Here is a 25829-nt window from a genome sequence, read left to right on the forward strand (position 1 = left end):
TTGCCTTTTATGTGGGGAAGTATTATCGCTATTTATGAATTGAAGAACAATAGGTATTTTTAAATGCGATAAACCCTACTATTTATCAGTATTCTTTGTGAAAATAACCATAAAAAGCGGGCAATAATTGTGTGATTAAATTTAGTTGCTGATAAGGCAAGCTAAATGCTGTGCGATCTTGTTCTGTCATTTCCTGTTTCTCTAACTCCTTTAGGTGGGTTTCAATGTTTTTTTGGAGTTTAGCAAATATATCTGGCGGTATTTTTTCGATATTTTCAAGAGAATAAATGATTTTTTTGGCAACAGGATAGAAACCAGATAAAAATTGTGTAGTTTGTTGTAGAGTATTCATTTTTTCACGATAGGAACCTAGCGCAGAAATATAACTTAATAAGGAATAATTCAGTTTAAGTAAATCAAACCCTTGTTGTAAAAATGCTTTGTATTTTTCAGGTTCATTATTCATGTTTGAAAGCGTTGTACTAAGTGCTGCTGCATATTGATGTGCATTACGACGAGCAATGCGATACTTTAGATCATCACTTTTACCAAATTGTAGTTGACTAATAATATGTAAAAGATAAGTTGCATCACTTTGAACCGCTTTATGGCTAACTTTATCTAATTGTAAATATTTCCAATCAGGCCATAAATAAGAAACAGCAAACCACGAGATAGCCGAACCTAGTAATGTATCAAGTAAACGAGGCATGAGTGCAGCTGAAGTATTAAAACCCATAACATCAAAGCTTAACAAGACCTGTAATGTGATAAAAAAGGTAGAGAAGCTGTAATTATTACTGCGAAAGAAGAAAAATAGTGTACTAGTAAGGACTACAAGACCCAGCTTAAGTTCTAGGGTTGGATTAAAATAGGGTAAAAGCGATCCTATCACCACGCCAAGAAAAGTGCCGATAATCCGCTGGCGTAAACGTGTTTTGGTGGCAGAATAGTTTGGTTGGCAGACAAAGACAGCGGTGAGTAAAATCCAATAACCAAGATTAAATTGGAAAAACTCTACGATGACACAGCATAAAAAAACCACTATCGATAAACGTATTGCATGGCGAAAGAGTTGAGATTCAAAGGTAAAGTGGCTAAAAATTGCAGTAGAGATATTTTTTAAGCCAGTAATTTGATCCGTATGAATTCTTGCTAAATGATCAGCATCATCTGTTTCTTGAGTAAGTTGTCGAAGTTGCCAGTTAATACTTTGCAAGTTGTCTAGTAGGGTCTGAATCTCAATAAGCTGATCTTTATCGTGGATGTGTTGTTCTCGATATAGCTGGAATGAGTGCAATGTCCCCGATAGTGCGCGCTCAACCCGTTCATTGAATTGATAGTTTTTATTTTGGCGTAAACTCGTTGTTACTTCTCGGCAAGATTGTGCTTGTAATTCTAGTAAGCGCTGAATACGAAAAATTAAGTCTGTATTTTTTAGTTTTTCAGTAATTTGCTGATAATCAAAATGAGTAGAATTTACACGTTCATGGATATCTTGCGCAGCAAAATAATAGCGGAGCATTCGTTGTGTGCGAGGATGTCGATGTTGACCACGAATACGATAGAATAGTGCTGTACGAACAATATTAAATGCAGAAACTACATTTGCATTTTTCATAGCGAAATTAAGATGTTTTTTTTCTATTTCATTTATTTCATCGGGATCAAAAAAATAAGATTTGGCATCTAAGTAATCACCTAGCGCACAGAAAGCTTTAGCAACACTTTCTTGTACGGGACGATTTGGAAAGAATAAATAGACAATGAGTGTTATTACACTATAAAGTAGCGTACCGCATAGAATCATGACAGGGTTGATAAACCATTCATGTATTTCAGGTGTATAGGTTAGTGTAGTATAAAGTGCCACAACTAGTGTACCAAATGCAATGGTACTATAGCGTTGCCCAACAGCACCTATCATAGTAAAAATAAATGTAAGCGCAGTCATCAAGGCAATATATTGTATTGGCTTGCCGATATTTAATTGGACAATAAAGGATGAAATAGAGAAAGCTATCAATGTATAAAAGACATTTTTTAAACGCCCAGTTAAACGATTGTCTAAATCAACTAATCCTCCTGCAATAATACCTAGAATTAAAGGCATAGACTGTTGAGATATATTAAATGCCCATACGCTAATTGCGGCAATATTTACAGCAATAAAAATAGGAATGGCAGCAATCACTTTAGCATTTAACCAGTTGTTCATTATTCATCCTTATTACAATAGAAAAAGTGAGCAGCAAGGCTCACTTTTATTATCTATATAAGCGTACTCAAACATCAAAGCTTTTTGAACGAGATAATGCGTTACTTGTGGGATTTTGCCCAGTTTAAGAAACGTATTTGAGTTTCCTTATCTGCTTGTTGGAACCAGTATTGAAGTTGCTGTTCTGCAACATTCTCACCTTGAACAACAACTTTCCCTTTGTTTATTTTAGCATTGCTTGCAGAAGCAACTGGCATTGTGGTTGGTATTGCTGCAGTCGAAAATGCTGCAACAGATGCGGTTGCACCTGAGGCATTATATGTAGAAAGATCGTTTACCACGTTTGCACTAGGGAATAAACCCTCTTGTTTTAAAACATCTACTTTCGCTACAATAGTATTGCCTGACTTGCTAGTAATATTAATTGTTGGTGTACTATTAAATTTTTCACCTTCGGAGCGGCTACGGATTGAAGGTGCAGAGATAGTAATATCTTCTGGGGAACCTTTGAATGTAACAATGATAGGACTAGATTCAAATAAAGATTGATTAGAACCTGAACCAATAATATCACCTAAACGAACAACCACTTGATGTGTTTCAGTATCATTGATGTTAAATGATTTTGTTTCTTTTAATAATGCTTTTGATGCTTTTTGTCCATCAATGGCTAAAAACTCAAGATTAGATGACGTTGAAACCATTCCAGCAAAGCTCGTTGAGCTAGCACATAATATCGCTAGGCCTAATGCAATAGTGCGTAATTTCATAATTGCTCCTTTTAATAGATGAAAATGAGAACAATGCTTATGCTATGCTAAATTCACTAAAATGAAAATAAAAAAGTGCGGTTGGTTTTAAAAAAGTTTTTTTATGCTAGAATTCTCTACCAAATTAACGATAGCGATTTTTTAATAGGAAAAAATATGAAAGTTTTAGAAGGCTCAGTCGCAGCACCTAATGCAAAAGTTGCAGTAGCAATTGCTCGTTTTAACAGTTTTATTAATGAAAGTTTATTAGAAGGCGCAATTGATGCATTAAAACGTATCGGCCAAGTGAAGGATGAAAATATCACTATCGTGCGTGCTCCTGGTGCGTATGAGTTGCCATTAGTTGCTCGTCGTTTAGCTGAAAGTAAAAAATTTGATGCGATTGTGGCATTAGGCACAGTTATCCGTGGTGGTACAGCACATTTTGAATATGTAGCAGGGGAAGCAAGCAGCGGTTTAGGAAAAGTTGCAATGGATGCTGAAATTCCTGTCGCTTTTGGGGTATTGACCACAGAAAATATTGAGCAGGCGATTGAACGTGCTGGTACTAAAGCTGGAAATAAAGGTGCAGAAGCAGCCTTAACCGCACTTGAAATGGTTAATCTTATTCAACAAATTGATGCGGCATAAATCATGACAGAACAAAAACAAGTGAAAAAGCCTTCTGCTCGTCGTCGTGCGCGTGAATGTACTGTTCAAGCCTTGTATTCTTGGGCTGTATCTGGCAATCCTGCAGAGCAAGTTGAATTAGCCTTTGTGTTAGATCAAGATATGGATGGGGTCGATAAACCTTACTTCCGTAAATTATTTCGACAAACAGTAGAAAATATTGAAACCGTTGATCTTTCAATTTCGCCTTATATTGACCGCGCTTTTGATGAGCTTGATCCTATTGAAACTGCAATTTTGCGTTTGGCCGTTTATGAATTACGCTTTGAATTAGATGTGCCATATAAAGTGGTTATCAATGAAGCGATTGAAGTGGCAAAAGTATTCGGTGCAGATGAAAGCCATAAATATATCAATGGCGTACTTGATAAAATTGCACCAGCATTAGGGCGTAAATAATCTTTTTAAACTGAAAATGGCGCGCGTTTTTAACGCGTGCCTTTTCTTTTATAAGATAGGTGAAAATGGCAATGGGTGAATTTGATTTAATTAAACGATATTTTCAGCCACAAATATTAGTTGATGATTCTGTTCAATTATCTATTGGCGACGATTGTGCGCTGGTTTCCGTGCCAGCGAATTATCAGCTTGCCATTACGACCGATACAATGGTGGAAAATATGCATTTTTTACCAAGCATTTCGCCTGAAGATTTAGCTTATAAGGCCGTTGCAACAAATTTAAGTGATCTTGCTGCAATGGGGGCTCAGCCCAAATGGATTTCACTGGCATTAACTTTGCCAAATGTAGATGAAAATTGGATTTCAACATTTAGTCAAAGTTTATTGCACACGTTAAAACAATACAACGTCACATTAATTGGTGGCGATACCACAAAAGGCAACTTATCTATTACCATTACAGCACAAGGTTTTGTCGAAAAAAGTAAAGGGATTTGTCGGCATAAAGCGCAAGTTGGCGATTTAATTTATGTTTCAGGTACTTTAGGCGATAGCGCAGCAGGTTTAACACAAATTTTATTGGGCAAAAGTGCGATTGATTCTGATGATGTTTTTTTGCAACAACGACATCTTAGACCCACACCTAGAATAGAACTTGGACGGGCGTTAATTGATATTGCTCACGCTGCCATTGATCTTTCCGATGGGTTAATCTCTGATTTAGGGCATATTCTTGAACAAAGTCAATGTGGCGCAGAAGTTGAACTTTCTGCATTACCTTTTTCATCCGCGATTTTGCATAAATATGATCGCACTCAAGCGGAACAATTTGCCTTAAGTGGTGGAGAAGATTATGAACTTTGTTTTACCATACCGCCCGAATATAAAGATGAATTAGAATTACGCTTGAAAAAATTGAACGTGCCTTGTACTTGCATTGGTAAAATCACTGAAAAGTGCGGTGACTTTTCACCACTTTTTTTATGTGATGGAAAACCTGTGAATATTAGGTTTTCAAGCGGTTTCGATCATTTTAAGGAATCAAAATGACAGAAAATAATCCTCTAAAAAAAATCTCTCTTTTAAATCCTATTCATTTGCTTGCCGTTGGTTTTGGCTCGGGCTTAATTCATCCTGCTCCAGGCACGTGGGGGAGCTTAGCTGGAACAATTTTAGGTGTAATTTTGCTTTCTTTGTTAGGCGTAAAAATCTTTTTAATTTTTACCGCACTTTGTTTTCTGCTAGGTTGCTACCTTTGTCAAAAAACTACTGCAGATATGGGGGTGCACGATCATGGTTCTATCGTCTGGGATGAATTTGTAGGCGTATTTATTGTATTAGCGGCGATACCGTCATTATCTTGGCAATGGATTTTGGCTGGTTTTGCGTTATTTCGCTTTTTCGATATTTTAAAGCCGTTCCCAATTCGTTATTTTGATGAAAAACTAGAAAGTGGTTTTGGTATTATGGTCGATGATGTTTTAGCGGCAATTTATGCGGTGATTGTCGTATTTGCTATTCAGTATTGGATGTTGTGATGCTGAATTTAATCATTGTGCATTTATTTGGATTAATGACTCCAGGGCCAGATTTCTTCTATGTAAGCCGAATGGCGGCAAGTAACTCTCGTCGTAATACAGTTTGTGGCATTTTAGGCATAACGCTTGGTATCGCTTTTTGGGGAATGCTTTCCATGTTGGGATTGGCGGTGTTATTCGTTACTATTCCTGCATTACATGGTGTTATTATGTTGCTAGGCGGTAGTTACTTAGCATATCTCGGTTTTTTAATGGCTCGCAGTAAAAAATACGCTCAATTTGAACCGCACTCTGATACCGAATTTAATCAACAAACCACGATCAAAAAAGAAATTGTGAAAGGGCTTTTAGTGAATTTATCTAATGCAAAAGTCGTGGTGTATTTTAGTAGCGTGATGTCGCTTGTCTTAGTGAATATCACTGAAATGTGGCAAATTATCTTGGCTTTTATGGTAATTGTGGTAGAAACATTTTGTTATTTTTATGTGATTTCATTGATTTTTTCACGTAATATTGCCAAGCGTTTATACAGTCAATACAGCCGTTATATTGATAATATGGCGGGTATTGTATTTTTATTTTTTGGTTGTGTGCTTGTTTATAACGGCATCAACGAAATAATTCATTAATAAAAAAGGAAGTAACATGACATTAAAAATTGCAATCGCTGGTGCTGGCGGAAGAATGGGACGTCAATTAATTCAAGCGGTTTATTCTGCGGAAGGCGTAGAACTCGGTGCGGCTTTTGAACGCAAAGGATCATCTTTAGTCGGGACGGATGCGGGAGAACTGGCGGGAATTGGTCAACTTGGTGTAACAGTTTCGGACGATCTTGAAAGCCAAAAAGATAAATTCGATTTATTAATTGATTTCACTCGACCAGAAGGCACCCTTGAACATATTGCATTTTGCGTGGCGAATAATAAAAAAATGGTGATCGGTACAACTGGTTTTGATGAAAATGGTAAAGCGGCGATTGAAGCAGCTTCAGATAAAATTGCTATTGTGTTTGCATCAAATTTCAGTGTTGGCGTGAATTTAGTCTTCAAACTTTTAGAAAAAGCAGCAAAAGTGATGGGGGATTATTGCGATATTGAAGTGATTGAAGCTCATCACCGTCATAAAGTTGATGCGCCATCTGGCACCGCACTTTCTATGGGCGAACATATCGCGAAAACCTTAGGTCGTGATTTAAAAACGCACGGCGTATTTTGTCGTGAAGGAATCACAGGCGAACGTAAACGCGATGAAATTGGTTTTTCTACTATTCGTGCTTCGGATGTGGTGGGGGAACACACGGTTTGGTTTGCAGATATTGGTGAGCGTGTAGAAATTTCACATAAAGCATCAAGTCGAATGACTTTCGCTAATGGCGCAGTTCGAGCTGGTAAATGGTTAGAAAATAAAGCGAATGGCTTATTTGATATGACCGATGTATTGGATTTAAATAATTTATAAATCAATTTCAATGTCACTTTCTACGTGACAGCAGCATAATAAAATCTCATCAGGTTGAATAAAGGCAAGGGGCGAATCTTTATAGGATACCTTGCCTTTTTTGATCTTCACACGACAAGAACCACAATAGCCACTACGGCATTGATATTCATGGTGAATATTATTTTTCTCGAGATGCTCAAGTAAACTTGTTTCATTATTGAATTCTAATGTGGTTTTACTGTAGATTAGATGAATTTTCATAATAACAATGCAGTGAAATTTGCTGGGCATTATATAAGGAAAATCCATATGTTAAAAATACTGTGTTTTATAACCGCACTTTTGATTACGGCTTGTAGTTCTATTAGCAAAGAACCAGTGAAGACAATGGATGTTTATATCAAGCCTTATTATTCTGCTGAAAACGGAAAAACAGAAAATGTATTTGTACATAAAGAAATTGATCCTATGCTACGTAAAAATACGGTAAAAGGTTATGAAAGTGCGGTGAAATTTGTAGAAGAAAATCCGGCTCGCATTTCACCAATGACGATGTTCACGTTAGCCGCTCGGGCTTACGATTTTGGCTTAAGAGATGAAGCTGTTACTTGGTTTTATCGTGGACAAAATCGTTTGATCACCGCACTTTATGTGTTGGATTTACCAAAACAAACGGTTCAGGATAATACAGGGTTCAGCCATGTTGTAGGGCAGTTTGTTAATGCTTATGCGTTTTGCAATTTTGATAAACAAAGTCTTGCTGCCGAAAATGCGGTGAAATGGACAATTACTAATCCTTATGAAGTTATTTTCTTACCAGCATTGCCCTCAAAATTTGCAGATCGTCAAAAAGCGTTAAAAGAAGCAGAAGAAAAATTAGTCCAACGTTTACAGGAACAAGCACGTTTTTTTGCTAATCCAAACAATAAAGAAAAATGGCAAAAAGAGCGGTCAGAAAATTTTGTGAATGAACGATTTTGTTGGTAACAAGAAAAAATGGAATAGCGATAACGTTATTCCATTTTTATTTTTGATAAACCAATGATTTTTCGTATTATTCTTTTACTTTTTAAGTACTTGGTATTATCATTACTCGGTTTTTTATTTTATAGAGAAAAGAGAAGCAGGGGAAACTATGCAACATCTGAACGAGCTTGTCGAGAAAGCGAAATTAGCGATTGAATCCATTCAGGATAAAAGTTTAACGGCTTTGGATGAAATCCGTGTCGAATATTTTGGTAAGAAAGGGTATTTTACTCAATTAATGCAAGAATTGCGTAATGTGTCAGCAGAAGAACGTCCTGCGATGGGCGCAAAAATTAACGAAGCAAAACAAGCTGCATTAGAATTTTTAAATGCTAAAAAAGCGGAGTGGGAACAGGCTGAACTTAACGCAAAATTAGAAAAAGAACGTGTAGATGTCAGCTTACCAGGTCGCAAAGTTGAAACAGGTGGCTTACACCCAGTTACCATGACGATTAATCGCGTAACAAAATTTTTCTCAGAACTTGGCTTTTCAGTTGAAAATGGCCCTGAAATTGAAAGTGATTATTACAACTTCGATGCGTTAAATATTCCTAAACATCACCCAGCACGTGCCGATCACGATACTTTCTGGTTTAATCCAGAATTATTACTTCGCACTCAAACTTCTGGCGTGCAAATTCGTACTATGGAAAAAATGCAGCCACCAATTCGCATTATGGCTCCAGGACGTGTATATCGTAATGACTACGATCAAACTCACACGCCAATGTTCCACCAAATTGAACTACTTTATGTGGATAAAAAAGCAAATTTCACAGAATTGAAAGGCTTATTGCACGATTTCTTACGCGCTTTCTTTGAAGAAGATTTACAAGTGCGTTTCCGTCCCTCTTATTTCCCGTTTACTGAACCTTCAGCCGAAGTGGATGTGATGGGTAAAAACGGTAAATGGTTAGAAGTGTTGGGCTGCGGTATGGTGCACCCAAATGTGTTACGTAACGTTGGTATTGATCCGAATGAATATTCTGGTTTTGCTGTGGGAATGGGCGTTGAGCGTTTAACAATGTTACGTTATAACGTAACAGATTTACGTTCGTTCTTTGAAAACGACTTACGTTTCTTAAAACAATTTAAGTAATTTCTCGGATTTGAATTAAAAGGATAACAACAAATGAAATTTAGTGAACAGTGGGTAAGAGAATGGGTGAACCCTGCGGTGTCCACCGAGCAATTATGCGAGCAAATTACCATGCTTGGCTTAGAAGTAGATGGCGTGGAAAGCGTTGCGGGTAAATTTAATGGTGTCGTTGTTGGTGAAGTGGTGGAATGTGCACAACATCCAGATGCGGATAAATTACGTGTAACTAAAGTGAACGTAGGTGGTGATCGTTTATTGGATATCGTGTGTGGCGCACCAAATTGTCGTCAAGGCTTAAAAGTCGCTTGCGCAACAGAAGGTGCGGTATTACCTGGCGATTTCAAAATTAAGAAAACGAAATTACGTGGTCAACCATCAGAAGGAATGCTTTGTTCATTTTCTGAATTAGGTATTGATGTTGAAGCTGACGGTATTATTGAATTGCCACTTGATGCACCAATCGGTACAGATTTACGCGAATATTTAGGTTTAAATGACAATGCTATCGAAATTAGCCTAACACCAAACCGTGCGGATTGTTTGAGCATTGCGGGTATTGCGCGTGAAATTGGTGTGGTAAATAAACAGCCTGTAAATCAACCGCACTTTGAAGCGGTTTCCGCAACAATTTCTGATAAAGTTCAAATTGATTTACAAGCACCAGAAGCGTGTCCGCGTTATTTATTACGAGTGGTGAAAAACGTTAATGTGAAGGCTGAATCGCCAATGTGGATGCAAGAAAAATTGCGTCGCTGTGGTATTCGTTCTATTGATCCTATTGTTGATATTACTAACTACATTTTGCTTGAGCTTGGTCAACCAATGCATGCGTTTGATGCGGCTAAAGTTGCACAACCTGTTCAAGTTCGTTTAGCAAAAGAAGGTGAAGAATTAGTATTATTAGATGGCTCAACCGCAAAACTTCAATCAAATACTTTATTAATTGCCGACCAAAATGGTCCTTTAGCAATGGCAGGAATCTTTGGTGGTGCAGCCAGTGGCGTGAATAGCGAAACGAAAGATGTGATTTTAGAATCCGCATTTTTCGCTCCATTAGCGATTGCAGGCCGTGCAAGACAATATGGTTTACATACTGATGCATCACACCGTTTTGAGCGTGGTGTGGATTTTGAATTAGCCCGTAAAGCTATGGAACGCGCAACCGCATTATTGCTTGAAACCTGTGGTGGTGAAGCGGGTGAGATTTGTGAAGCAAGCAATGAAGCTCATCTTCCTAAAGTCAATACCGTTCAACTTCGCCGTAGTAAATTAGATGCACTTTTAGGTCATCATATTGAAACAGAAAGCGTAACAGAAATTTTCCATCGTCTTGGTTTCGATGTTACTTATGCTAATGATATTTGGACGGTAACTTCTGCAAGCTGGCGTTTTGATATTGAAATCGAAGAAGATTTAATTGAGGAAGTGGCGCGTATTTATGGTTATAACAGCATTCCAAACAATGCGCCATTAGCGCATCTCCGTATGCGTGAGCACAAAGAATCTGATTTAGATTTAGCTCGAATTAAGACCGCACTTGTGGATGCAGATTATCAAGAAGCCATTACTTATAGCTTTGTGGATCCAAAAATTCAAAGTTTATTACATCCACATCAAGAAGCACTTGTATTGCCAAATCCTATTTCTGTGGAAATGTCAGCAATGCGCGTGTCTTTGATTAGTGGTTTATTAGGTGCAGTGCTTTATAACCAAAATCGCCAACAATCTCGTGTTCGTTTATTTGAAACAGGATTACGTTTTGTGCCAGATGCCAATGCTGAATTTGGCGTACGTCAAGAATTTGTTTTAAGTGCGGTGATTACTGGAACGGCAAAATCTGAACATTGGGCAGGTAAAGCAGAGTCTGTAGATTTCTTTGATCTTAAAGGCGATTTAGAATCAGTACTTTCTTTAACAGAAGGTGGTAATAGAGTTCGTTTTGTTGCAAAACAATTTGATGCATTACATCCTGGTCAATCTGCTGCTATTGAATTAGATGGTCAAGAAATTGGTTTTATTGGTGCAATTCATCCATCTATTAGCCAAAAACTTGGCTTAAATGGCAAAACTTTTGTATTTGAAATTCTTTGGAATGCAATTGCGGCACGTAATGTGGTGCAAGCAAAAGAAATTTCTAAATTCCCAGCAAACCGTCGTGATTTAGCTTTAGTTGTCGCAGATATGGTACCCGCAGGGGAATTGATCGCAGCATGTAAACAAGCAGGCGGCGAAAAATTGGTGCAAGTGAACTTGTTCGATGTATATCAAGGTGTGGGCGTTGCTGAAGGCTATAAAAGTTTAGCGATTAGCTTGACTGTCCAAGATAATGAAAAAACACTTGAAGATGAAGAAATTAATGCAGTGATTTCAGCAGTATTAGCGGAGGTAAAACAACGCTTTAATGCTGAATTAAGGGATTAATATGGCTACGATAACCAAAATTGATATTATTGAATATTTAAGTGATAAATATCAGTTATCTAAACACGATACGAAAAATGTGGTGGAGAACTTTTTAGAAGAGATTCGTTCATCGCTAGAATCTGGTCATGATGTGAAATTATCAGGATTTGGTAATTTTGAACTACGTGATAAGTCATCTCGCCCGGGGCGTAACCCGAAAACTGGTGATGTTGTGCCAGTTTCTGCTCGCCGAGTGGTGACATTTAAACCAGGGCAAAAGTTACGTGCTCGTGTAGAAAAAACTAAATAGTAAGCAACAAAAAGTGCGGTGAATTTCTACCGCACTTTTCATATGAAAAGGTATGAAAGTATATAAATCGTTTTTAATCGCCACTGCCTCGCTGTTTTTATTCGCTTGTTCTAGTTTTCAAAATGATGATTATGCGATGAACTATAAAGGCCAAATCGGTGATCCTATTATGGCTATAGCCATGTTGAGTGAACAACAACATGAATGGGCTGGTACACCTTATGTGCTCGGCGGTGTTTCACGCCGTGGCGTAGATTGTTCTGGTTTTGTGCAGAAAACTTTCTTCGATCGTTTTAATCTTCGTTTGCCAAGAAGTACAACTGAACAAGCCAATTATGGTAAACATGTACGCAAAGAAGATATTCAAACGGGTGATTTAATTTTCTTTAAAACTGGACGAGGCCCTAATGGCTATCACGTGGGAATTTATGTAAAAGAAGATAAATTCCTTCATGCTTCCACCAGAGGGGGAGTTGTCTATTCTTCAATGCATAACCCTTATTGGTCTAAGGCATTTTGGCAGGTTAGACGGATTTAGATGATTTAAGTATAAGTGCGGTTTTAACCGCACTTATATTTATTAGAATTATTTAGCTGCTTTTAATTCTTGATAATATTGCTCATAGAATTGAATTGCATCGCCAACGTCATCTTGCCAGTGGCTATTTTTTAATACATCAGCCGGTGGATAAATCGCTGGATCTTCAGTTATTTCTTTTGGTAATGCTTTTTTCGCTTCTAAGTTAGCTGTTGGATAGCCAATTGCTAAGGTTAATTTTTCCGCAGCTTTAGCGCCTAACATGTAGTTAATAAGTTTATGAGCGCCATCTGGGTTTTTAGCGGTTTTAGGAATTGCTAGAGTATCAACCCAAAGTACAGGGCCTTCTTTCGGGAATACCATGTCTAAAGGTGCTTTTTCTTTTTTAGCAATACGTACAGAACCATTCCATAATTGACCTACTTCAACTTCACCTGAGATGAAAGAGTTCGCTGGGTTATCGGAATTGAAAGAAAGTACATTTGGACGTAGTTTTAATAATTCTTCATAGGCTTGTTTGATAATGGCTGGATCTTGAGTATTTGGATCTTGACCAATTTTCAACAAAGCGATGTTGAATACTTCGCGTGCATCGTCTAATAACTGAACTTTGTTTGCAAATTCTGGTTTCCACAAGTCAGCCCAAGAAGTGAATTGAGCGCCTTTATAAGTGTTGGTATTGAATGCAATACCTGGTGCACCTAATAATTGAGGAAGAGAGTATTTGTTACCTTTATCATAAGGTTTATTTAGCCAATCAGGGTCTAATTCTTTAATAACAGGTAATTTGCTGTGATCTAGCTCCATTAACATGCCTTCTCTAGACATTTTAGAGACGAAATAGTTAGATGGTGCAATAACATCATAGCCACCAGCAGCACCTTGAGTTTTGAGTTTTGCATACATTGTTTCGTTTGATTCTAGGCTTGAAACGATAACTTTGATGCCAGTTTCTTTAGTAAACTCATCTAAAAGACCATCTGGTACGTATTCAGTCCATGTGTAGAGGTACACGGTGTCATTGGCAGTAGCCGGAGATTTTGCAGCTTCAGCTTTGCTATCTTTATCATTACAAGCAGTTAAAGTTGCAGCTACTAAGCCTGCAGTAATTAAACCTGCGAATTTTTTCATTTTTGTTTGTTCTCCGTAAAGAGTCGTAAAAAAACCACCTGCCGAATGACAGGCATAAAAAAACGCCTTGATTGTGCGTCAAGGCGTATTCTATTTTAAATTCAAAGGTTTGTGAAACCTTTTGTTTATTAATGGTTATTTTTTCGTGTAATTAGTTGGCTTAAAACGACAAGAGCTAATGAAAGCACGATCATAATTGTTGCTAAAGCATTAACTTCAGGTGTTACACCAGTTTTCACTAAAGAGAATATTCTCAATGGTAAGATTTCATAACTTACGCCACTGACGAATGATGAAACTACAACATCATCTAATGAAATAGTGAAACTTAATAACCAACCAGATACAACAGCAGGTAATGCTAAAGGAAGGATAATTTTACGTAAAATGGTCACTTCGCTTGCACCTAAGTCTTTCGCCGCTTCTAACATTCTGGAATCAAAGCCATTTAAGCGAGAGAAGATAGTTACGGTCACATACGGTAAACAGAAGGTCACATGGGCCAGTAATAAAGACCAGAAACCTAATGAAATACCAACAACCATAAATAATGCAAGTAAAGATACTGCCATTACAATATCTGGTGACATCATAACGATAAATAACATACCGCTTACCGCTTGTTTACCGCGGAATCGATAGCGGTAAAGTGCGATTGCTGTTAATCCACCTACAATAGTAGCTAGTGTAGCCGCAAAAAATGCAATAGTTACTGAATGAATCGCAGCTTGTATTAAGGTATCGTTATTAAATAAACGCTCGTACCAGTTCCAGCTAAAGCCTTTCCAACTTAAACCATAACGATCTTCGTTAAAGGAATTGGTGACTAAAATAATAATTGGGATATACAAATAAGCGTATACCACAAACATAAATGCATTACGTAGTAAACGACTCATTATTCTAACTCCACTTTCTTATTCAATAGTTTGTTTGCGCGGTAGTACACGAAAATCAACAATGCCATTAGAACAGTTAAACCAATACTGATTGCAGAACCAAATGGCCAGTTACGAGAAATTAAGAATTCGCTCTTAATTACGTTACCAACAAGCAATACTTTTGCTCCGCCAAGTAAGTCTGCAACGTAGAACATTCCCATTGCCGGTAATAATACTAATAAACATCCCGCGATAATGCCGGGCATGGTTAGTGGTAAAATGACACGGAAGAAACGTTGGAAGGCATTTGCACCTAAATCTCTTGCAGCCTCTAATAAGCGACCGTCTAATTTCTCAATCGCAGAGTAGAGGGGCAAAATCATAAATGGCAATAGCAAATAAACTAAGCCAATGATTACCGCAATTTCTGTATTCAAAATGCGAATGGGTTCACTCAAAATTCCCATGTCCATCAACATAGTGTTAAGAACACCTTTCACGCCAAGGAACACTTTCATTCCATAAATACGGATTAATGAGTTTGTCCAGAATGGTAAAACCACAAGGAACAATAAGAGCGGTCGATATTTAGGATTAATTTTGCTCATCATGAAAGCAAATGGATAGCCAACTAATAAGCAAATAATGGTAGCTATGCCCGACATATACAATGAATTCCACACAACTTGTGCATAAAGCGGATTAAACAAGTTTGTGTAGTTTTCAATAGTGATTGGGAAAGCGTAAAAGTCGCTACCGTCTCTAGTCAGAAAACTTACGGCGAATACCAATAAGTTTGGAATCAACACAAAGAAGATGAGCCAACTGAAGATAATCGCAACAGTAATTTTCTGGAATTTATTATTGATTATCTTCATCGTTGAGAACAACCTCCCAGCCTTCATGCCATGTGATACCTACGCGTTGACCTACGCTATGATCCATATGCGGATCGTCTTCGTTAAAGAATTCACTTACAAGTACACGCATGCCATTGTGATCAAATTCTACCGTTGATTCTAATGTCATTCCTTTGTAAGTGCGGTCAACAATGTGGCCGATAATTGCTTTAGAATGTTCATTTTCATCTAATTCTTCAATCACAATATCTTCAGGACGAAGTAGTACTTGAAGTTTTTGATCTTTCTCTACAGGCATGTCTGTGTAAATATCACAAACTCGACCTTCCACATTAGCCAGTACAACTTGTTCTGACTTACGCTCAATCACTGTCGCTTCAAATACGTTAATTTCGCCAATGAAACGAGCAACGAATAAGTTAGCTGGATCTTCATAGATTTCACGTGGAGAACCATCTTGTGCGATTTTACCTTTACGCAACAACACGATGCGATCAGACATTGTAATTGCTTCTTCTTGATCGTGGGTAACGAAAATAAAGGTGATGCCAAGCTGACGTTGTAACATTTTGAGTTCATTTTGCATTTGTTTACGCAATTTGTAATCCAATGCTGATAAAGACTCATCAAGTAACAACACTTTTGGTTTATTTACTACGGCGCGAGCGATGGCAATACGTTGTTGTTGCCCGCCAGAAAGTTGGGTTGGCTTACGATCTGCCATTTCTTCTAGCTGTACCATACGTAAGGCTTCTAAAACACGCGGTTTAATTTCGTCGTTTGGTACTTTTTGCATACGCAAACCAAAAGCCACGTTCTCAAAAATTGTCATATGTGGAAATAGCGCATAGCTTTGGAATACCGTATTAATATGACGTTTTTCCGCAGGCACATTGGTGATATCTTCACCATCTAAAATAATGCTACCTGAATCCAATTCTTCTAAGCCTGCAAGTAAGCGCAAAACTGTGGTCTTACCACAGCCTGAAGGGCCGAGAATAGTGACAAATTCACCGTTATTAATTGTAAGATTGAAATCGTTAATAATGGTGTTAGAACCATAGGATTTTTTGATTGAACGAAGCTCAATAATAGGCTTGTTTTGAAGCTGATTTTCCACTAGCTTTGGTTTTCTCCCTAATTTCACCAATGATTTGGTACTGAGTAGAAATAAAACCTGCAAGACTGCAGGGGCGACATATAAAAATAGACGTCTATGATATAGTGAATTGTTAATAATTAAAAGGACTTAATGCCTTAGAAAGTAAAAAAACTGCCGTTCATAAAAATAACGAGAAATTTAACCGCACTTTCGATGAATTTTACTTCGTTAATTTTATAAATATTGTTATATATCAAGATGTTTTCTATTTTTCTCGTTAAACTAAAAAAGATATTTTTAAAAGGAGCGAGAATATGATTTCTCAAACAGATAAAACAGAACTTTTAGAACGATTTTTATATTATGTGTCTTTTGACACCCAATCAAAACCTAATGCTAAGCATTCCCCCAGCTCAGTCGGGCAAATGAAGTTAGCCATGCAGCTGCAAAAAGAGCTCATTCAACTTGGTTTAGAGAATGTTGAAGTAAGTAAATATGCAGTTGTGACAGCATTCTTACCCGCTAATGATCCTAACTTAACGAAAACCATTGGTTTAATTGCGCATCTTGATACATCTCCGCAATGTAGTGGCAAAAATGTACGTCCCGAAGTGATAGAGCAATATCGTGGTGGAGATATTGCATTAGGTATTGGCGAGGAGTTTATTAGTCCTGTTTATTATTCTTTTATGCAAAAATTGGTCGGGCAGACTCTGATTGTTACCGATGGAACCACTTTGCTTGGGGCGGATAATAAAGCGGGAATTGCAGAAATTATGACCGCACTTTCCATTCTTCAAAAAGAGAATATTCCTCATTGCAATATTCGCGTTGCTTTTACGTCTGATGAAGAAATTGGTTTGGGTATCCATTATTTCCCAATGGAAAAGTTTTCCTGTGATTGGGCATATACCATTGATGGGGGAGAAGTAGGGGAATTAGAATACGAAAACTTTAATGCTGCCACGGCAAAAGTGCGGTTTTTCGGGCGGAGTATTCATCCTGGTTACGCAAAAGGAAAAATGGTAAATGCACTGACTTTAGCTTGCGAGTTCCAGCAAGTTTTTCCAGTTGATGAAGTACCAGAAAAAACAGATGGGAAAGCGGGCTTTTATCATTTAGAAGATTTTTCTGGCGATATTGAGCAAGTAGAGCTCACTTATTTGATTCGTGATTTTGATGAGCAGAATTTCGCACAAAGAAAAACTTTTATTAAAAGTCAGGTGGAAAAATTTAATGCTAAAAAAGGTTTGAAAAAGCCTATTGAGTTAGAAATTCAAGATAGCTACCAAAATATGTATGATGTGGTAAAAAATGTTCCTCAATCAATTGAACTTGCTGATCGAGCAATGAAAGCGGTAGGGGTTAAACCAAGTCATAAGCCGATTCGAGGTGGTACAGATGGGGCATTTTTAGCATCTAAAGGTTTAGCATGTCCGAATATTTTTACTGGTGGCTATAATTTCCATAGTAAACACGAGTTGGTTTCTTTACAAGGTATGGAAAAGACGGTTCAAGTAATTATAGAAATGTTGAAATGTAAAGAACTGTAAAGATTTGTAAAGAACTGTAAAGATTTTTCTTGCTATTCTCTAGATTAGTCAATATACTAGCCTTGTTTTATCGAGATTCCTTTGATAAAGCTAAACTTTAGAGATTTTATTCATAAATTCCTTTTTGATGCCCCTAATGATTTAGGGGCTTTTTTTATCTATTGTAAATGCGTCGTGTCATTTAGTTTTTCAAGGCTAAAGCCTTTTTCATTGTCATAATGAATAATGCTAATAGCAGTATTTAATAAAGATACTGATTTGTCTTTGTCTCGGTGATTTTGCCAAGTTGCGCCATTAAGTAAAGCAATCAATAGACGCAAGGTATGGCCATGGGATACTACTAAAATATTCCCTTCTTGATGAATCTTAATGATGTCTTGTACTGCTGCGATAGCTCGTTTGGCTAGTTGTTCATAGGTTTCTCCACCATTCGATTCAGCTTTATAGTTTGCAGGATCATTAATCATTTGTTGGAATTCGGGTAAAGGTCGAATCAGTTCGACATTTGTTCCTTCCCAATTACCAAAATAATGTTCATTTAATCCACGATGTTGGAATAAGGGAATATCTCGATCGCCAATAATATAATTGGCTGTGTCAATGGTACGTTGTAAACAGCTCGAATAGGCCGCAATAAAATCGACATTTTGTAAAGCTTGCCCAGTTTTTACCACACTTTGAATGCCTTCTTCTGTTAATGGAGAATCTCCACTGCCTTGCATTAATCCTTGTTCGTTCCAAACTGTGCGGCCGTGACGAATAAAATAAAAAGTCAGTTGTTTTTTCATTTTTAGGAATATTTATTGGTAAGGTTTATACCTTAAGTGAGGAATCAAATATTAAAAAGGGCGCTTAAAAACGCCCTATGTTTGGTTTTATTAACGAGAGTAATATCCCGCCATTGAGCTATACACTGCATTTTCACTTTGCAACACTTGATATTTTGCATTCAAAATTGCAAGTTGTGATGATTTTTCAGTATTGGCTGCAACTAACCATTCGCGCAATTCGGACACGCCCGCATTATAGCGATTTCGATAATATTGCGTGATACGCTGATTGTAACTATGGGTTTGCTGTAAATTCCTTAAGGTGCTTTGCGCTTGGGTAAAGGCAAAGTAGTTGGTATCCACATTATTGAGAGCCGTAGTAATACGTTGTTCGTAATTTAAACGTGCGGTTTCATAGTCAGCTTCAGAAATTTTAACGTTCCATTTTACGGTGTTCCAATTTAAGAATGGCAAGCTAATTCCGACTGTGCCTGCAGCCACAGGATTGTGTAACGCGGTGCCAACAGTACTTGCGGTTGAAGATAGACTTCCGCCTAAATTAACTTCAGGGAACCAACTTTTTTGAGTTGCTTTGGCATTTTTGAATGCGCTACTTAAACGGAATTGCGCTGCTTTTACATCAGGACGATTTGCAATCACAGATACAGGAACATTCAAATTTACCCCTGCTGTTTTCACATTCATAATATGTGGGAAAGTGATATTTAAAGCATCGTTTGGTTTTAAGTTCAGCAGATTGCGTAAGGTTTGTTCTGCCGTTTTGCGTTGGGTTTCAAAATTTAATTTGTTATTACGCGCCGTTAATACTGCTTGTTGCGCTTGATCAACACTGACCCCATCAGCCACACCTTGTGCTAAACGCGTTTGCATAATATTACCAATGTCAGTGTAATATTTGATTGTTTCGTTGGTTGTGCTAATTGCATCATTTAAATAAGCAATTTGATAATAAGTCGTGACCACAGAATTGATTAATGATAAACGAGCAGATTCCATGTCTTCAGCGGTTGCTTTGTGCGACCATTCTGCAGCATCAGCGGCATTGGCTAAACGTTGCCAAAGATCCAATGTATAGCTCACATTTAAAGAACCTTTGTGTGAAATGGCAGAGTTTGCACTTGTGTCAACTCGGCGTTGTGCCGCAGATGAAGTTGAACCATTAAATGCAGGCACTAAATTTGCACCCACTAAATTTGCACTGTAAAGCGCACGGTTTACTGCCACAGCTGCTTTAGCTAAATCTTTGTTGTTTATTAACGCTTGTTCTATGACGCGATTTAATTGCGCATCGTTATACAATGACCACCAATTTTCTTTTACATTATATTGCTTGGTAATTTCTTCATATTGCTTGTAATCTTCAAGGCTAGCTTGATAAGAATCGCCAATATTGGCACATCCCACTAATGCACCAGACATCAACAAAGCAAGCGTCATATTTTTCATTTTAAACATTGAGTTTTCCTTCTTACGAAAATGAGTGGAAAGTGCGGATGATTTTAACCGCACTTTTGTGTTTTACAAAATGTCTTTATTCTCTTGCAAGAGCTGTAATTGGATCTAATTGTGCTGCGCGTTTTGCCGGCATATAACCGAAGATCACACCAATCAAGGTCGAGAAGACCACTGCAGCAACAATTGAGCCCGTTGAGAATGCCATTGTAAAGTCAGTCATAAATACGTTAAATAGCAGACCGATTAAGCCTGAAAGTAGAATACCCGTCACACCGCCAATTAAACAAATCAGAACGGCTTCAATTAAAAATTGTTGCAGAATATTGAATTGTCTTGCCCCAATAGCCATGCGCAAACCAATTTCTTTGGTTCGCTCTGTTACGGAGACCAACATAATATTCATCACCCAAATCCCACCAACGATTAATGAAATAAAGGCGATAGAGGAAATGAGTAATTTCATCGTGCCTGTTGTGCTTTCAATAGTTTGTTTAATGGTATCGCTATTCATGATGAAGAAATCTTTTTTACCATGACGCATAGTGAGCAATTCAGTAATTCCTTTTTCAGCGACAGTCGTATTCACTGAATCATCCACTTTAACGGTAATCGAACCAATTTTTTTGCTACCCGAAATACGATTCATCACGGTGGTGTAAGGTGCATACAGATTAAGTGAACTGCTTGCTCCGCCCATTTGTTTATCAGATACCACACCAATAATACGTAATGGACGTTTATTAAACATCACAATTTTGCCGATAGGATTTTCATCCGGGAAAATCGACTTTTTCGCACTTTCATCGATTAAGGCTACTTGATTGTTATCAGCCACATCTTGAGCAGAAAATAAATTACCGGATTTTAGTTTTAATCCATCTACATCAAAATATTGTTCGCCTACACCTTTTAAACTGGTTGAAGAGAAAGTCTGGTTACCATAAATTAATGTGCCACTTGATGAGCTATTTGGTGTGACACTTTGTACATAGCTTTGTTGATTTAAAGCAGTGGCATCATTAATTGTAAGGTTCTGCATCTGTTCAGCACGACGATCACCAAAACCAGTACCATTAAAGATGGTCATGGTACTTGTACCAATGCCTTTAATGTTAGCCAAGATTTTTTGTTGAGAACCGTTTCCCAATGCCACGACGGAAACCACAGAAGTAATCCCGATAATAATCCCGAGCATGGTTAAAAGAGAACGCATTTTGTGGGCAATAATTGCACTCACAGACATACGAAAGGCTTCAACAAATTGATCTTTGCTGAACCCAAAGTGCGGTTTAGATTTGGTTGGATTTTCGACCGCACTTTTTACCGCTTCTTTTTGCGTATCGCCAATGATTTCGCCGTCTTTAATTTCAATCACGCGATTGGCACTAGCGGCAATTTCTCGGTCGTGGGTTACCATAATAATAGTGTGGCCTTCTGCGTGTAATTGACGCAGAATTTCCATCACATTTTGACCGCTTTGTGAATCCAATGCACCAGTGGGTTCATCGGCTAAAATAATTTCACCGCCATTCATCAACGCACGCGCAATACTCACACGTTGTTGCTGACCACCAGAAAGCTGGCTTGGTTTATTTTGCCATTTATCGCCTAAACCTAATTTTTCTAGAAGTCGCTTCGCACGAGAAAGACGTTTTTCTTGTGACATTCCTGCATAAATAGCAGGCAAGGCGACGTTCTCAGCGGCAGTTAAACTCGACAATAAGTTATAGCGTTGGAAAATAAAGCCGAATTTTTGGCTACGTAAATCTGAAAGCTGATCTTTGCTTAATTCAATGGTTTCTTTACCATTGATTTTGTAAGAACCACTGGTTGCCGTATCCAAGCACCCGATGATATTCATCAAGGTTGATTTGCCTGAACCTGATTGCCCAATAATCGCGACGAAATTGCCTTTTTCAATATTTAAAGAGACATTCTTTAAAATATGAACGCGATTCTCGCCTTCACCGAAGTAACGGTTGAGATCCTTAATTTCAATAATATTCATTAATTTTCTACCGTACTTTTAGAACATTCTTGGACCACGAGGCATAGAGCCTACTTTTTCACCATTCTCGACTTGTGACACGATAACTTTTTCACCTTCGTTTAAACCAGATTTGATTTCAGTTTTGAAATCATTTTGAACACCAGTTTCCACTTCACGCTGTTCAGGTTGATTTTTGTCATTCAATACATTGACAAAGCTTTTGCCATCACGTTTTTGAATCGCCATATTGGAAACCAATAACACATCCTTAGCGTTGGCAATTTTGATGTTGTTTTCTGTCGTCATTCCGATGCGTAAAGTTCGATCAGGATTATCAATCAGTACATTGGCGTAATAGTAAATCGCACTGGTTGTGGAGTTGCTACTGCTTGAACTTGTCGAAGATGATGTTGAAGAGTTATCACTTGTTGTGGTATTGGCTGGATCAACAGAATCAATGACAGAGTGATACAGGGTTTGGCTATCCGATAAAATCTTAAAGCTAACTTCTTGACCTGCTTTAACTTTCGTAATATCGCCTTCTGAAATTTCAGGCTTAATTTTCATTTTGCTTAAATCGGCAATAGTCACAATTGTTGGCGTCGTTTAGTTGGCATTAACGGTTTGACCTTCAGAAACAGGCACGGAAATAACGGTACCATCCATTGGTGCGGTGATTTTGGTGTAGCCCACATTGGTTTCTGCGGTATTCACTTCAATTTCAGCTTGTTTGATATTGGCTTCAATGGCTTCCATTTCAGCTTTTGCATTATCAAGTGTGCTTTTTGCAGTATTCAAACTATCCAAAGACGTCGCTTTTTGTGTATAAAGTTTTGATAAGCGGTTATAGCTTGAAAGGGCAACATCATAAGCGGTTTTCTTCGCTTTTAATTGAGCTTGATGGCTGACTAATGCGGCCTTTTTGGTATTTAAAGCATTAATTTGAGTTGTGGAATCAATATCTGCGATCATTTCGCCTTTTTTGATTTCTTGCCCTAGTTTGACATAGAGTTTGGTGATTTTACCCGAAGCCTGGGCGCCGACATCAACTTCATTCACGCTTTCAACTGAACCAGAAGCGACAACGGTTTTTTCCACATTGCCACGGGTAACGGATTCCGTCAGATAGGTGGTTTCTTGTTTGTTATTGCTTGAGAAAAAATAATAAGCTGCACCAGCAGCGACGAGTAATCCGAGTAAAATAAAAAAGCGTTTTTTCATAAAGACTTTGTTATCCTAAATAAAAATGAACGTTTGTTCAGTAAAGAGGTATTCTAAAGGTAAACTTTTCAGTTTGCACGAAAAATCTTCAAGTTAGACCTAAAAATCCTAAAAAATTCAGTATTAATTTAATCAAAGTGCGGTTAGTTTGGTGATCAAATTCACAAAGCCTTGCTTTTCGTATAGAATGGCAAAATTATTTTTTCTATTTATGAGAAAGTTATGAGCAATACAGAAATTCTAGAAAGTGCAGAAAATACTCGCACTCACAATTTTATTACCCAAATTATTGATGAAGATTTAGCTTCGGGTAAACATAAAAGTGTGCATACCCGTTTTCCGCCTGAGCCGAACGGTTATTTACATATTGGTCACGCAAAATCTATTTGTTTAAACTTTGGCTTAGCCAAAGAATATCAAGGTTTATGTAACCTACGTTTTGACGATACCAATCCAGTGAAAGAAGACGTGGAATATGTGGATTCCATCAAAGCTGACGTGGAATGGTTAGGTTTCAAATGGGAAGGTGAACCGCGTTATGCATCTGATTACTTCGATGCGCTTTATGGTTATGCGATTGAATTAATTAAAAAAGGCTTGGCTTATGTGGATGAGCTTTCTCCAGAAGAAATGCGTGAATATCGTGGTACGTTAACCGAGCCAGGTAAAAACAGCCCATATCGTGACCGCACTATTGAGGAAAACTTAGCTTTATTTGAAAAAATGAAGAACGGTGAGTTTGCAGAGGGTAAAGCAAGTTTACGTGCAAAAATTGATATGGCATCGCCATTTATGGTCATGCGTGATCCAGTAATTTATCGTATTAAATTCGCTAGCCATCACCAAACAGGTGACAAATGGTGCATTTATCCAATGTATGATTTCACCCACTGTATTTCTGATGCAATCGAGCGTATCACTCATTCAATCTGTACATTAGAATTCCAAGATAACCGTCGTTTATATGATTGGGTGTTGGAAAATATCAGTATTGAGCGTCCATTACCGCATCAATATGAATTCTCTCGTTTAAATTTAGAAGGCACGTTAACGTCTAAACGTAAATTATTGAAATTAGTGAATGAAGGCATTGTGGATGGTTGGAACGATCCACGTATGCCAACGATTTCAGGTTTACGTCGTCGCGGTTATACCCCAGCTTCATTACGTGAATTCTGCCGTCGTATTGGTGTGACTAAACAAGATAACGTGGTGGAATATTCTGCACTTGAAGCCTGTATTCGTGAGGATTTAAACGAAAACGCGCCGCGTGCAATGGCGGTGATTGATCCTGTTCGAGTAGTAATTGAAAACTTTGAAGGCGAAGAAACCTTAACTGCACCAAATCACCCGAATCGTCCTGAATTAGGTGAGCGTCAATTACCGTTTACGAAAGAGCTTTATATTGATCGCGCAGACTTCCGTGAAGAAGCAAACAAACAATATAAACGCTTAGTATTGGGTAAAGAAGTGCGTTTACGTAATGCTTATGTGATTAAAGCTGAACGTGTAGAGAAAGATGCAAATGGTGAAATCACCACGATCTTCTGTACTTACGATCCTGAAACTTTAGGTAAAAATCCTGCTGATGGTCGTAAAGTGAAAGGTGTCATTCACTGGGTTTCTGCAGCACATAATCACCCAGCTGAATTCCGTTTGTATGATCGCTTATTTACCGTACCAAATCCAGGTGCTGAAGATGATATTGAAAGCGTGTTAAATCCGCATTCTCTCGTGGTAAAACATGGTTTTGTAGAACAAAGCTTGGCGGCTGCGGAAGCAGAGAAAGGTTATCAATTTGAACGTGAAGGTTATTTCTGTGCGGATAGTAAAGATAGCCGACCTGAACATTTGGTGTTTAACTTAACAGTAAGTTTAAAAGAAGGCTTCTAATTTTAATCAACCAAGTGCGGTCAAAATAAATGTGATTTTGACCGCACTTTTTATTTGTATCTACTATGCAATCCAGTATGCAACTTGAACCTAATTTTTGGCAAACAAAATCCCTGCTTGAAATGACCGAATCTGAATGGGAAGCCTTATGTGATGGCTGCGGCAAATGCTGTTATCGCAAATATATTCAAGGGCGAGGGAAACGCCAAAAACTTTATTACACCCGAATTGCTTGCAACCTTTTAGATGTGGAAACAGGAAAGTGCGGTAATTATTCAGAGCGTTTTAAAATTAAAACCGACTGCACCAAACTTACCAAAAAGAATTTACCTGATTTTCATTGGTTGCCTGATACTTGTGCCTATCGTTTGCTTTATGAAGGAAAGACACTACCTGAATGGCATCCACTCATTTCTGGCCATTCGGATTCCTTGAAAAATGCTGATATTTTAATTAAAAATGGGGTGCATGAACGCGATGTGATTGATTGGTTTGAATTTATTATTGACGAAGATCACACTTTTAAATAAAGCCGGTTGT

The 25829-nt window shown here is 37.8% G+C and carries 24 protein-coding genes and 1 pseudogene; 14 read left to right on the plus strand and 11 right to left on the minus strand.

Annotated elements, in window-relative coordinates:
• Positions 1–85: 85 nt before the first annotated feature.
• Together yccS and KP713_RS00610 are read right to left on the minus strand one after the other, a co-directional pair.
• Positions 86–2218, minus strand: a complete 2133-nt coding sequence (yccS, locus tag KP713_RS00605; protein ID WP_215769547.1) for a YccS family putative transporter — start codon at positions 2216–2218, stop codon at positions 86–88.
• Positions 2219–2319: 101 nt separating this feature from the next.
• Positions 2320–2988: a curli polymerization inhibitor CsgI-related protein gene (locus KP713_RS00610; protein WP_215769548.1), complete on the minus strand. Its 669-nt coding sequence runs from the start codon at positions 2986–2988 to the stop codon at positions 2320–2322.
• A 156-nt stretch (positions 2989–3144) separates the two neighbouring features.
• Here KP713_RS00610 and ribH point away from each other — a divergent pair, with 156 nt between their 5' ends.
• The 6 genes from ribH (at position 3145) to dapB (ending at position 7054) form a co-directional block, all read left to right on the plus strand.
• A complete protein-coding gene (gene ribH / locus KP713_RS00615; RefSeq protein WP_005628657.1) occupies positions 3145–3618 on the plus strand; it encodes a 6,7-dimethyl-8-ribityllumazine synthase in 474 nt (157 codons plus the stop codon).
• A 3-nt stretch (positions 3619–3621) separates the two neighbouring features.
• On the plus strand, positions 3622–4056 hold the full coding sequence (gene nusB / locus KP713_RS00620) for a transcription antitermination factor NusB (RefSeq protein WP_215769549.1): 435 nt from the start codon (positions 3622–3624) through the stop codon (positions 4054–4056).
• A gap of 65 nt (positions 4057–4121) precedes the next feature.
• The gene (thiL, locus tag KP713_RS00625) at positions 4122–5108 is read left to right on the plus strand and encodes a thiamine-phosphate kinase (RefSeq protein WP_215769550.1); all 987 of its coding nucleotides are present in this window, start codon (positions 4122–4124) and stop codon (positions 5106–5108) included.
• Positions 5105–5596, plus strand: a complete 492-nt coding sequence (locus tag KP713_RS00630; protein WP_215769551.1) for a phosphatidylglycerophosphatase A family protein — start codon at positions 5105–5107, stop codon at positions 5594–5596. Before thiL ends, KP713_RS00630 begins: the two co-directional genes overlap by 4 nt.
• Positions 5596–6225, plus strand: a complete 630-nt coding sequence (locus KP713_RS00635) for a LysE family transporter (RefSeq protein WP_005671457.1) — start codon at positions 5596–5598, stop codon at positions 6223–6225. The genes KP713_RS00630 and KP713_RS00635 overlap by 1 nt, the downstream gene beginning before the upstream one ends.
• A 16-nt stretch (positions 6226–6241) precedes the next feature.
• Positions 6242–7054, plus strand: coding sequence for a 4-hydroxy-tetrahydrodipicolinate reductase (gene dapB / locus KP713_RS00640; protein ID WP_215769552.1), 813 nt, complete (start codon positions 6242–6244; stop codon positions 7052–7054).
• On the opposite strand, the gene yfaE is transcribed toward dapB, so the two are convergent.
• On the minus strand, positions 7049–7297 hold the full coding sequence (gene yfaE / locus KP713_RS00645) for a class I ribonucleotide reductase maintenance protein YfaE (protein ID WP_215769553.1): 249 nt from the start codon (positions 7295–7297) through the stop codon (positions 7049–7051). The two genes, dapB and yfaE, sit on opposite strands and share 6 nt — an antisense overlap.
• A 48-nt stretch (positions 7298–7345) precedes the next feature.
• On the opposite strand from yfaE, the gene KP713_RS00650 reads away from it, so the two are divergent.
• The 5 genes from KP713_RS00650 to KP713_RS00670 all read left to right on the plus strand — a co-directional run bounded on the left by KP713_RS00650 (position 7346) and on the right by KP713_RS00670 (position 12412).
• Positions 7346–8023 carry a hypothetical protein gene (locus KP713_RS00650; RefSeq protein ID WP_252346285.1) on the plus strand — a complete coding sequence of 226 codons (678 nt, stop codon included), beginning with the start codon at positions 7346–7348 and terminating at the stop codon, positions 8021–8023.
• Positions 8024–8171: 148 nt separating this feature from the next.
• Positions 8172–9161 (plus strand): phenylalanine--tRNA ligase subunit alpha, encoded by a 990-nt coding sequence (gene pheS / locus KP713_RS00655; RefSeq protein ID WP_040033629.1) that lies wholly within the window; start codon positions 8172–8174, stop codon positions 9159–9161.
• A gap of 33 nt (positions 9162–9194) precedes the next feature.
• Entirely contained in the window at positions 9195–11582 is a 2388-nt protein-coding gene (gene pheT / locus KP713_RS00660) for a phenylalanine--tRNA ligase subunit beta (RefSeq protein WP_215769555.1), read from the plus strand.
• Position 11583: 1 nt separating this feature from the next.
• Positions 11584–11874: an integration host factor subunit alpha gene (locus KP713_RS00665; protein ID WP_005628676.1), complete on the plus strand. Its 291-nt coding sequence runs from the start codon at positions 11584–11586 to the stop codon at positions 11872–11874.
• A 52-nt stretch (positions 11875–11926) separates the two neighbouring features.
• Positions 11927–12412: an NlpC/P60 family protein gene (locus KP713_RS00670; RefSeq protein ID WP_048953656.1), complete on the plus strand. Its 486-nt coding sequence runs from the start codon at positions 11927–11929 to the stop codon at positions 12410–12412.
• 48 nt (positions 12413–12460) lie between these two features.
• On the opposite strand, the gene KP713_RS00675 is transcribed toward KP713_RS00670, so the two are convergent.
• From KP713_RS00675 to potA, 4 genes are all read right to left on the minus strand, one after another.
• The gene (locus KP713_RS00675) at positions 12461–13543 is read right to left on the minus strand and encodes an extracellular solute-binding protein (RefSeq protein WP_111696885.1); all 1083 of its coding nucleotides are present in this window, start codon (positions 13541–13543) and stop codon (positions 12461–12463) included.
• Between the two features lie 128 nt (positions 13544–13671).
• Positions 13672–14442, minus strand: coding sequence for a spermidine/putrescine ABC transporter permease PotC (potC, locus tag KP713_RS00680; protein ID WP_005628794.1), 771 nt, complete (start codon positions 14440–14442; stop codon positions 13672–13674).
• Positions 14442–15302 (minus strand): spermidine/putrescine ABC transporter permease PotB, encoded by an 861-nt coding sequence (gene potB / locus KP713_RS00685; RefSeq protein ID WP_005638601.1) that lies wholly within the window; start codon positions 15300–15302, stop codon positions 14442–14444. Before potB ends, potC begins: the two co-directional genes overlap by 1 nt.
• Entirely contained in the window at positions 15286–16404 is a 1119-nt protein-coding gene (gene potA / locus KP713_RS00690) for a spermidine/putrescine ABC transporter ATP-binding protein PotA (RefSeq protein WP_005645368.1), read from the minus strand. The genes potB and potA overlap by 17 nt, the downstream gene beginning before the upstream one ends.
• 296 nt (positions 16405–16700) lie before the next feature.
• On the opposite strand from potA, the gene pepT reads away from it, so the two are divergent.
• Entirely contained in the window at positions 16701–17939 is a 1239-nt protein-coding gene (gene pepT / locus KP713_RS00695; RefSeq protein ID WP_215769556.1) for a peptidase T, read from the plus strand.
• Between the two features lie 158 nt (positions 17940–18097).
• On the opposite strand, the gene KP713_RS00700 is transcribed toward pepT, so the two are convergent.
• The 4 genes and pseudogenes from KP713_RS00700 to KP713_RS00715 form a co-directional block, all read right to left on the minus strand.
• The gene (locus KP713_RS00700) at positions 18098–18727 is read right to left on the minus strand and encodes a histidine phosphatase family protein (protein WP_215769557.1); all 630 of its coding nucleotides are present in this window, start codon (positions 18725–18727) and stop codon (positions 18098–18100) included.
• Between the two features lie 90 nt (positions 18728–18817).
• Positions 18818–20185, minus strand: coding sequence for a toxin/drug exporter TdeA (tdeA, locus tag KP713_RS00705; protein WP_215769558.1), 1368 nt, complete (start codon positions 20183–20185; stop codon positions 18818–18820).
• A 76-nt stretch (positions 20186–20261) separates the two neighbouring features.
• Positions 20262–22193: a MacB family efflux pump subunit gene (locus tag KP713_RS00710; protein ID WP_215769559.1), complete on the minus strand. Its 1932-nt coding sequence runs from the start codon at positions 22191–22193 to the stop codon at positions 20262–20264.
• A gap of 18 nt (positions 22194–22211) precedes the next feature.
• Positions 22212–23396: pseudogene (locus KP713_RS00715) on the minus strand (efflux RND transporter periplasmic adaptor subunit).
• Between the two features lie 222 nt (positions 23397–23618).
• On the opposite strand from KP713_RS00715, the gene glnS reads away from it, so the two are divergent.
• Together glnS and KP713_RS00725 are read left to right on the plus strand one after the other, a co-directional pair.
• The gene (gene glnS / locus KP713_RS00720) at positions 23619–25289 is read left to right on the plus strand and encodes a glutamine--tRNA ligase (RefSeq protein ID WP_215769560.1); all 1671 of its coding nucleotides are present in this window, start codon (positions 23619–23621) and stop codon (positions 25287–25289) included.
• Between the two features lie 77 nt (positions 25290–25366).
• Positions 25367–25819 carry a YcgN family cysteine cluster protein gene (locus tag KP713_RS00725; RefSeq protein WP_215769561.1) on the plus strand — a complete coding sequence of 151 codons (453 nt, stop codon included), beginning with the start codon at positions 25367–25369 and terminating at the stop codon, positions 25817–25819.
• Positions 25820–25829: the final 10 nt, after the last annotated feature.

Origin of the sequence: Haemophilus sp. SZY H36 (assembly GCF_018829625.1) — a bacterium.
GTDB lineage: Bacteria > Pseudomonadota > Gammaproteobacteria > Enterobacterales > Pasteurellaceae > Haemophilus > Haemophilus haemolyticus_K.

Coding starts and splice junctions, on each gene's coding strand:
- nusB (WP_215769549.1), top strand. CDS start 3,622: ATGACAGAACAAAAACAAGTGAAAAAGCCTTCTGCTCGTCGTCGTGCG.
- KP713_RS00650 (WP_252346285.1), top strand. CDS start 7,346: ATGTTAAAAATACTGTGTTTTATAACCGCACTTTTGATTACGGCTTGT.
- ribH (WP_005628657.1), top strand. CDS start 3,145: ATGAAAGTTTTAGAAGGCTCAGTCGCAGCACCTAATGCAAAAGTTGCA.
- potB (WP_005638601.1), bottom strand. CDS start 15,302: ATGAAGATAATCAATAATAAATTCCAGAAAATTACTGTTGCGATTATC.
- glnS (WP_215769560.1), top strand. CDS start 23,619: ATGAGCAATACAGAAATTCTAGAAAGTGCAGAAAATACTCGCACTCAC.
- yccS (WP_215769547.1), bottom strand. CDS start 2,218: ATGAACAACTGGTTAAATGCTAAAGTGATTGCTGCCATTCCTATTTTT.
- KP713_RS00665 (WP_005628676.1), top strand. CDS start 11,584: ATGGCTACGATAACCAAAATTGATATTATTGAATATTTAAGTGATAAA.
- KP713_RS00675 (WP_111696885.1), bottom strand. CDS start 13,543: ATGAAAAAATTCGCAGGTTTAATTACTGCAGGCTTAGTAGCTGCAACT.
- potC (WP_005628794.1), bottom strand. CDS start 14,442: ATGAGTCGTTTACTACGTAATGCATTTATGTTTGTGGTATACGCTTAT.
- yfaE (WP_215769553.1), bottom strand. CDS start 7,297: ATGAAAATTCATCTAATCTACAGTAAAACCACATTAGAATTCAATAAT.
- pheT (WP_215769555.1), top strand. CDS start 9,195: ATGAAATTTAGTGAACAGTGGGTAAGAGAATGGGTGAACCCTGCGGTG.
- KP713_RS00700 (WP_215769557.1), bottom strand. CDS start 18,727: ATGAAAAAACAACTGACTTTTTATTTTATTCGTCACGGCCGCACAGTT.
- dapB (WP_215769552.1), top strand. CDS start 6,242: ATGACATTAAAAATTGCAATCGCTGGTGCTGGCGGAAGAATGGGACGT.
- KP713_RS00725 (WP_215769561.1), top strand. CDS start 25,367: ATGCAACTTGAACCTAATTTTTGGCAAACAAAATCCCTGCTTGAAATG.
- pepT (WP_215769556.1), top strand. CDS start 16,701: ATGATTTCTCAAACAGATAAAACAGAACTTTTAGAACGATTTTTATAT.
- pheS (WP_040033629.1), top strand. CDS start 8,172: ATGCAACATCTGAACGAGCTTGTCGAGAAAGCGAAATTAGCGATTGAA.
- thiL (WP_215769550.1), top strand. CDS start 4,122: ATGGCAATGGGTGAATTTGATTTAATTAAACGATATTTTCAGCCACAA.
- KP713_RS00710 (WP_215769559.1), bottom strand. CDS start 22,193: ATGAATATTATTGAAATTAAGGATCTCAACCGTTACTTCGGTGAAGGC.
- KP713_RS00670 (WP_048953656.1), top strand. CDS start 11,927: ATGAAAGTATATAAATCGTTTTTAATCGCCACTGCCTCGCTGTTTTTA.
- KP713_RS00635 (WP_005671457.1), top strand. CDS start 5,596: ATGCTGAATTTAATCATTGTGCATTTATTTGGATTAATGACTCCAGGG.
- tdeA (WP_215769558.1), bottom strand. CDS start 20,185: ATGTTTAAAATGAAAAATATGACGCTTGCTTTGTTGATGTCTGGTGCA.
- KP713_RS00610 (WP_215769548.1), bottom strand. CDS start 2,988: ATGAAATTACGCACTATTGCATTAGGCCTAGCGATATTATGTGCTAGC.
- KP713_RS00630 (WP_215769551.1), top strand. CDS start 5,105: ATGACAGAAAATAATCCTCTAAAAAAAATCTCTCTTTTAAATCCTATT.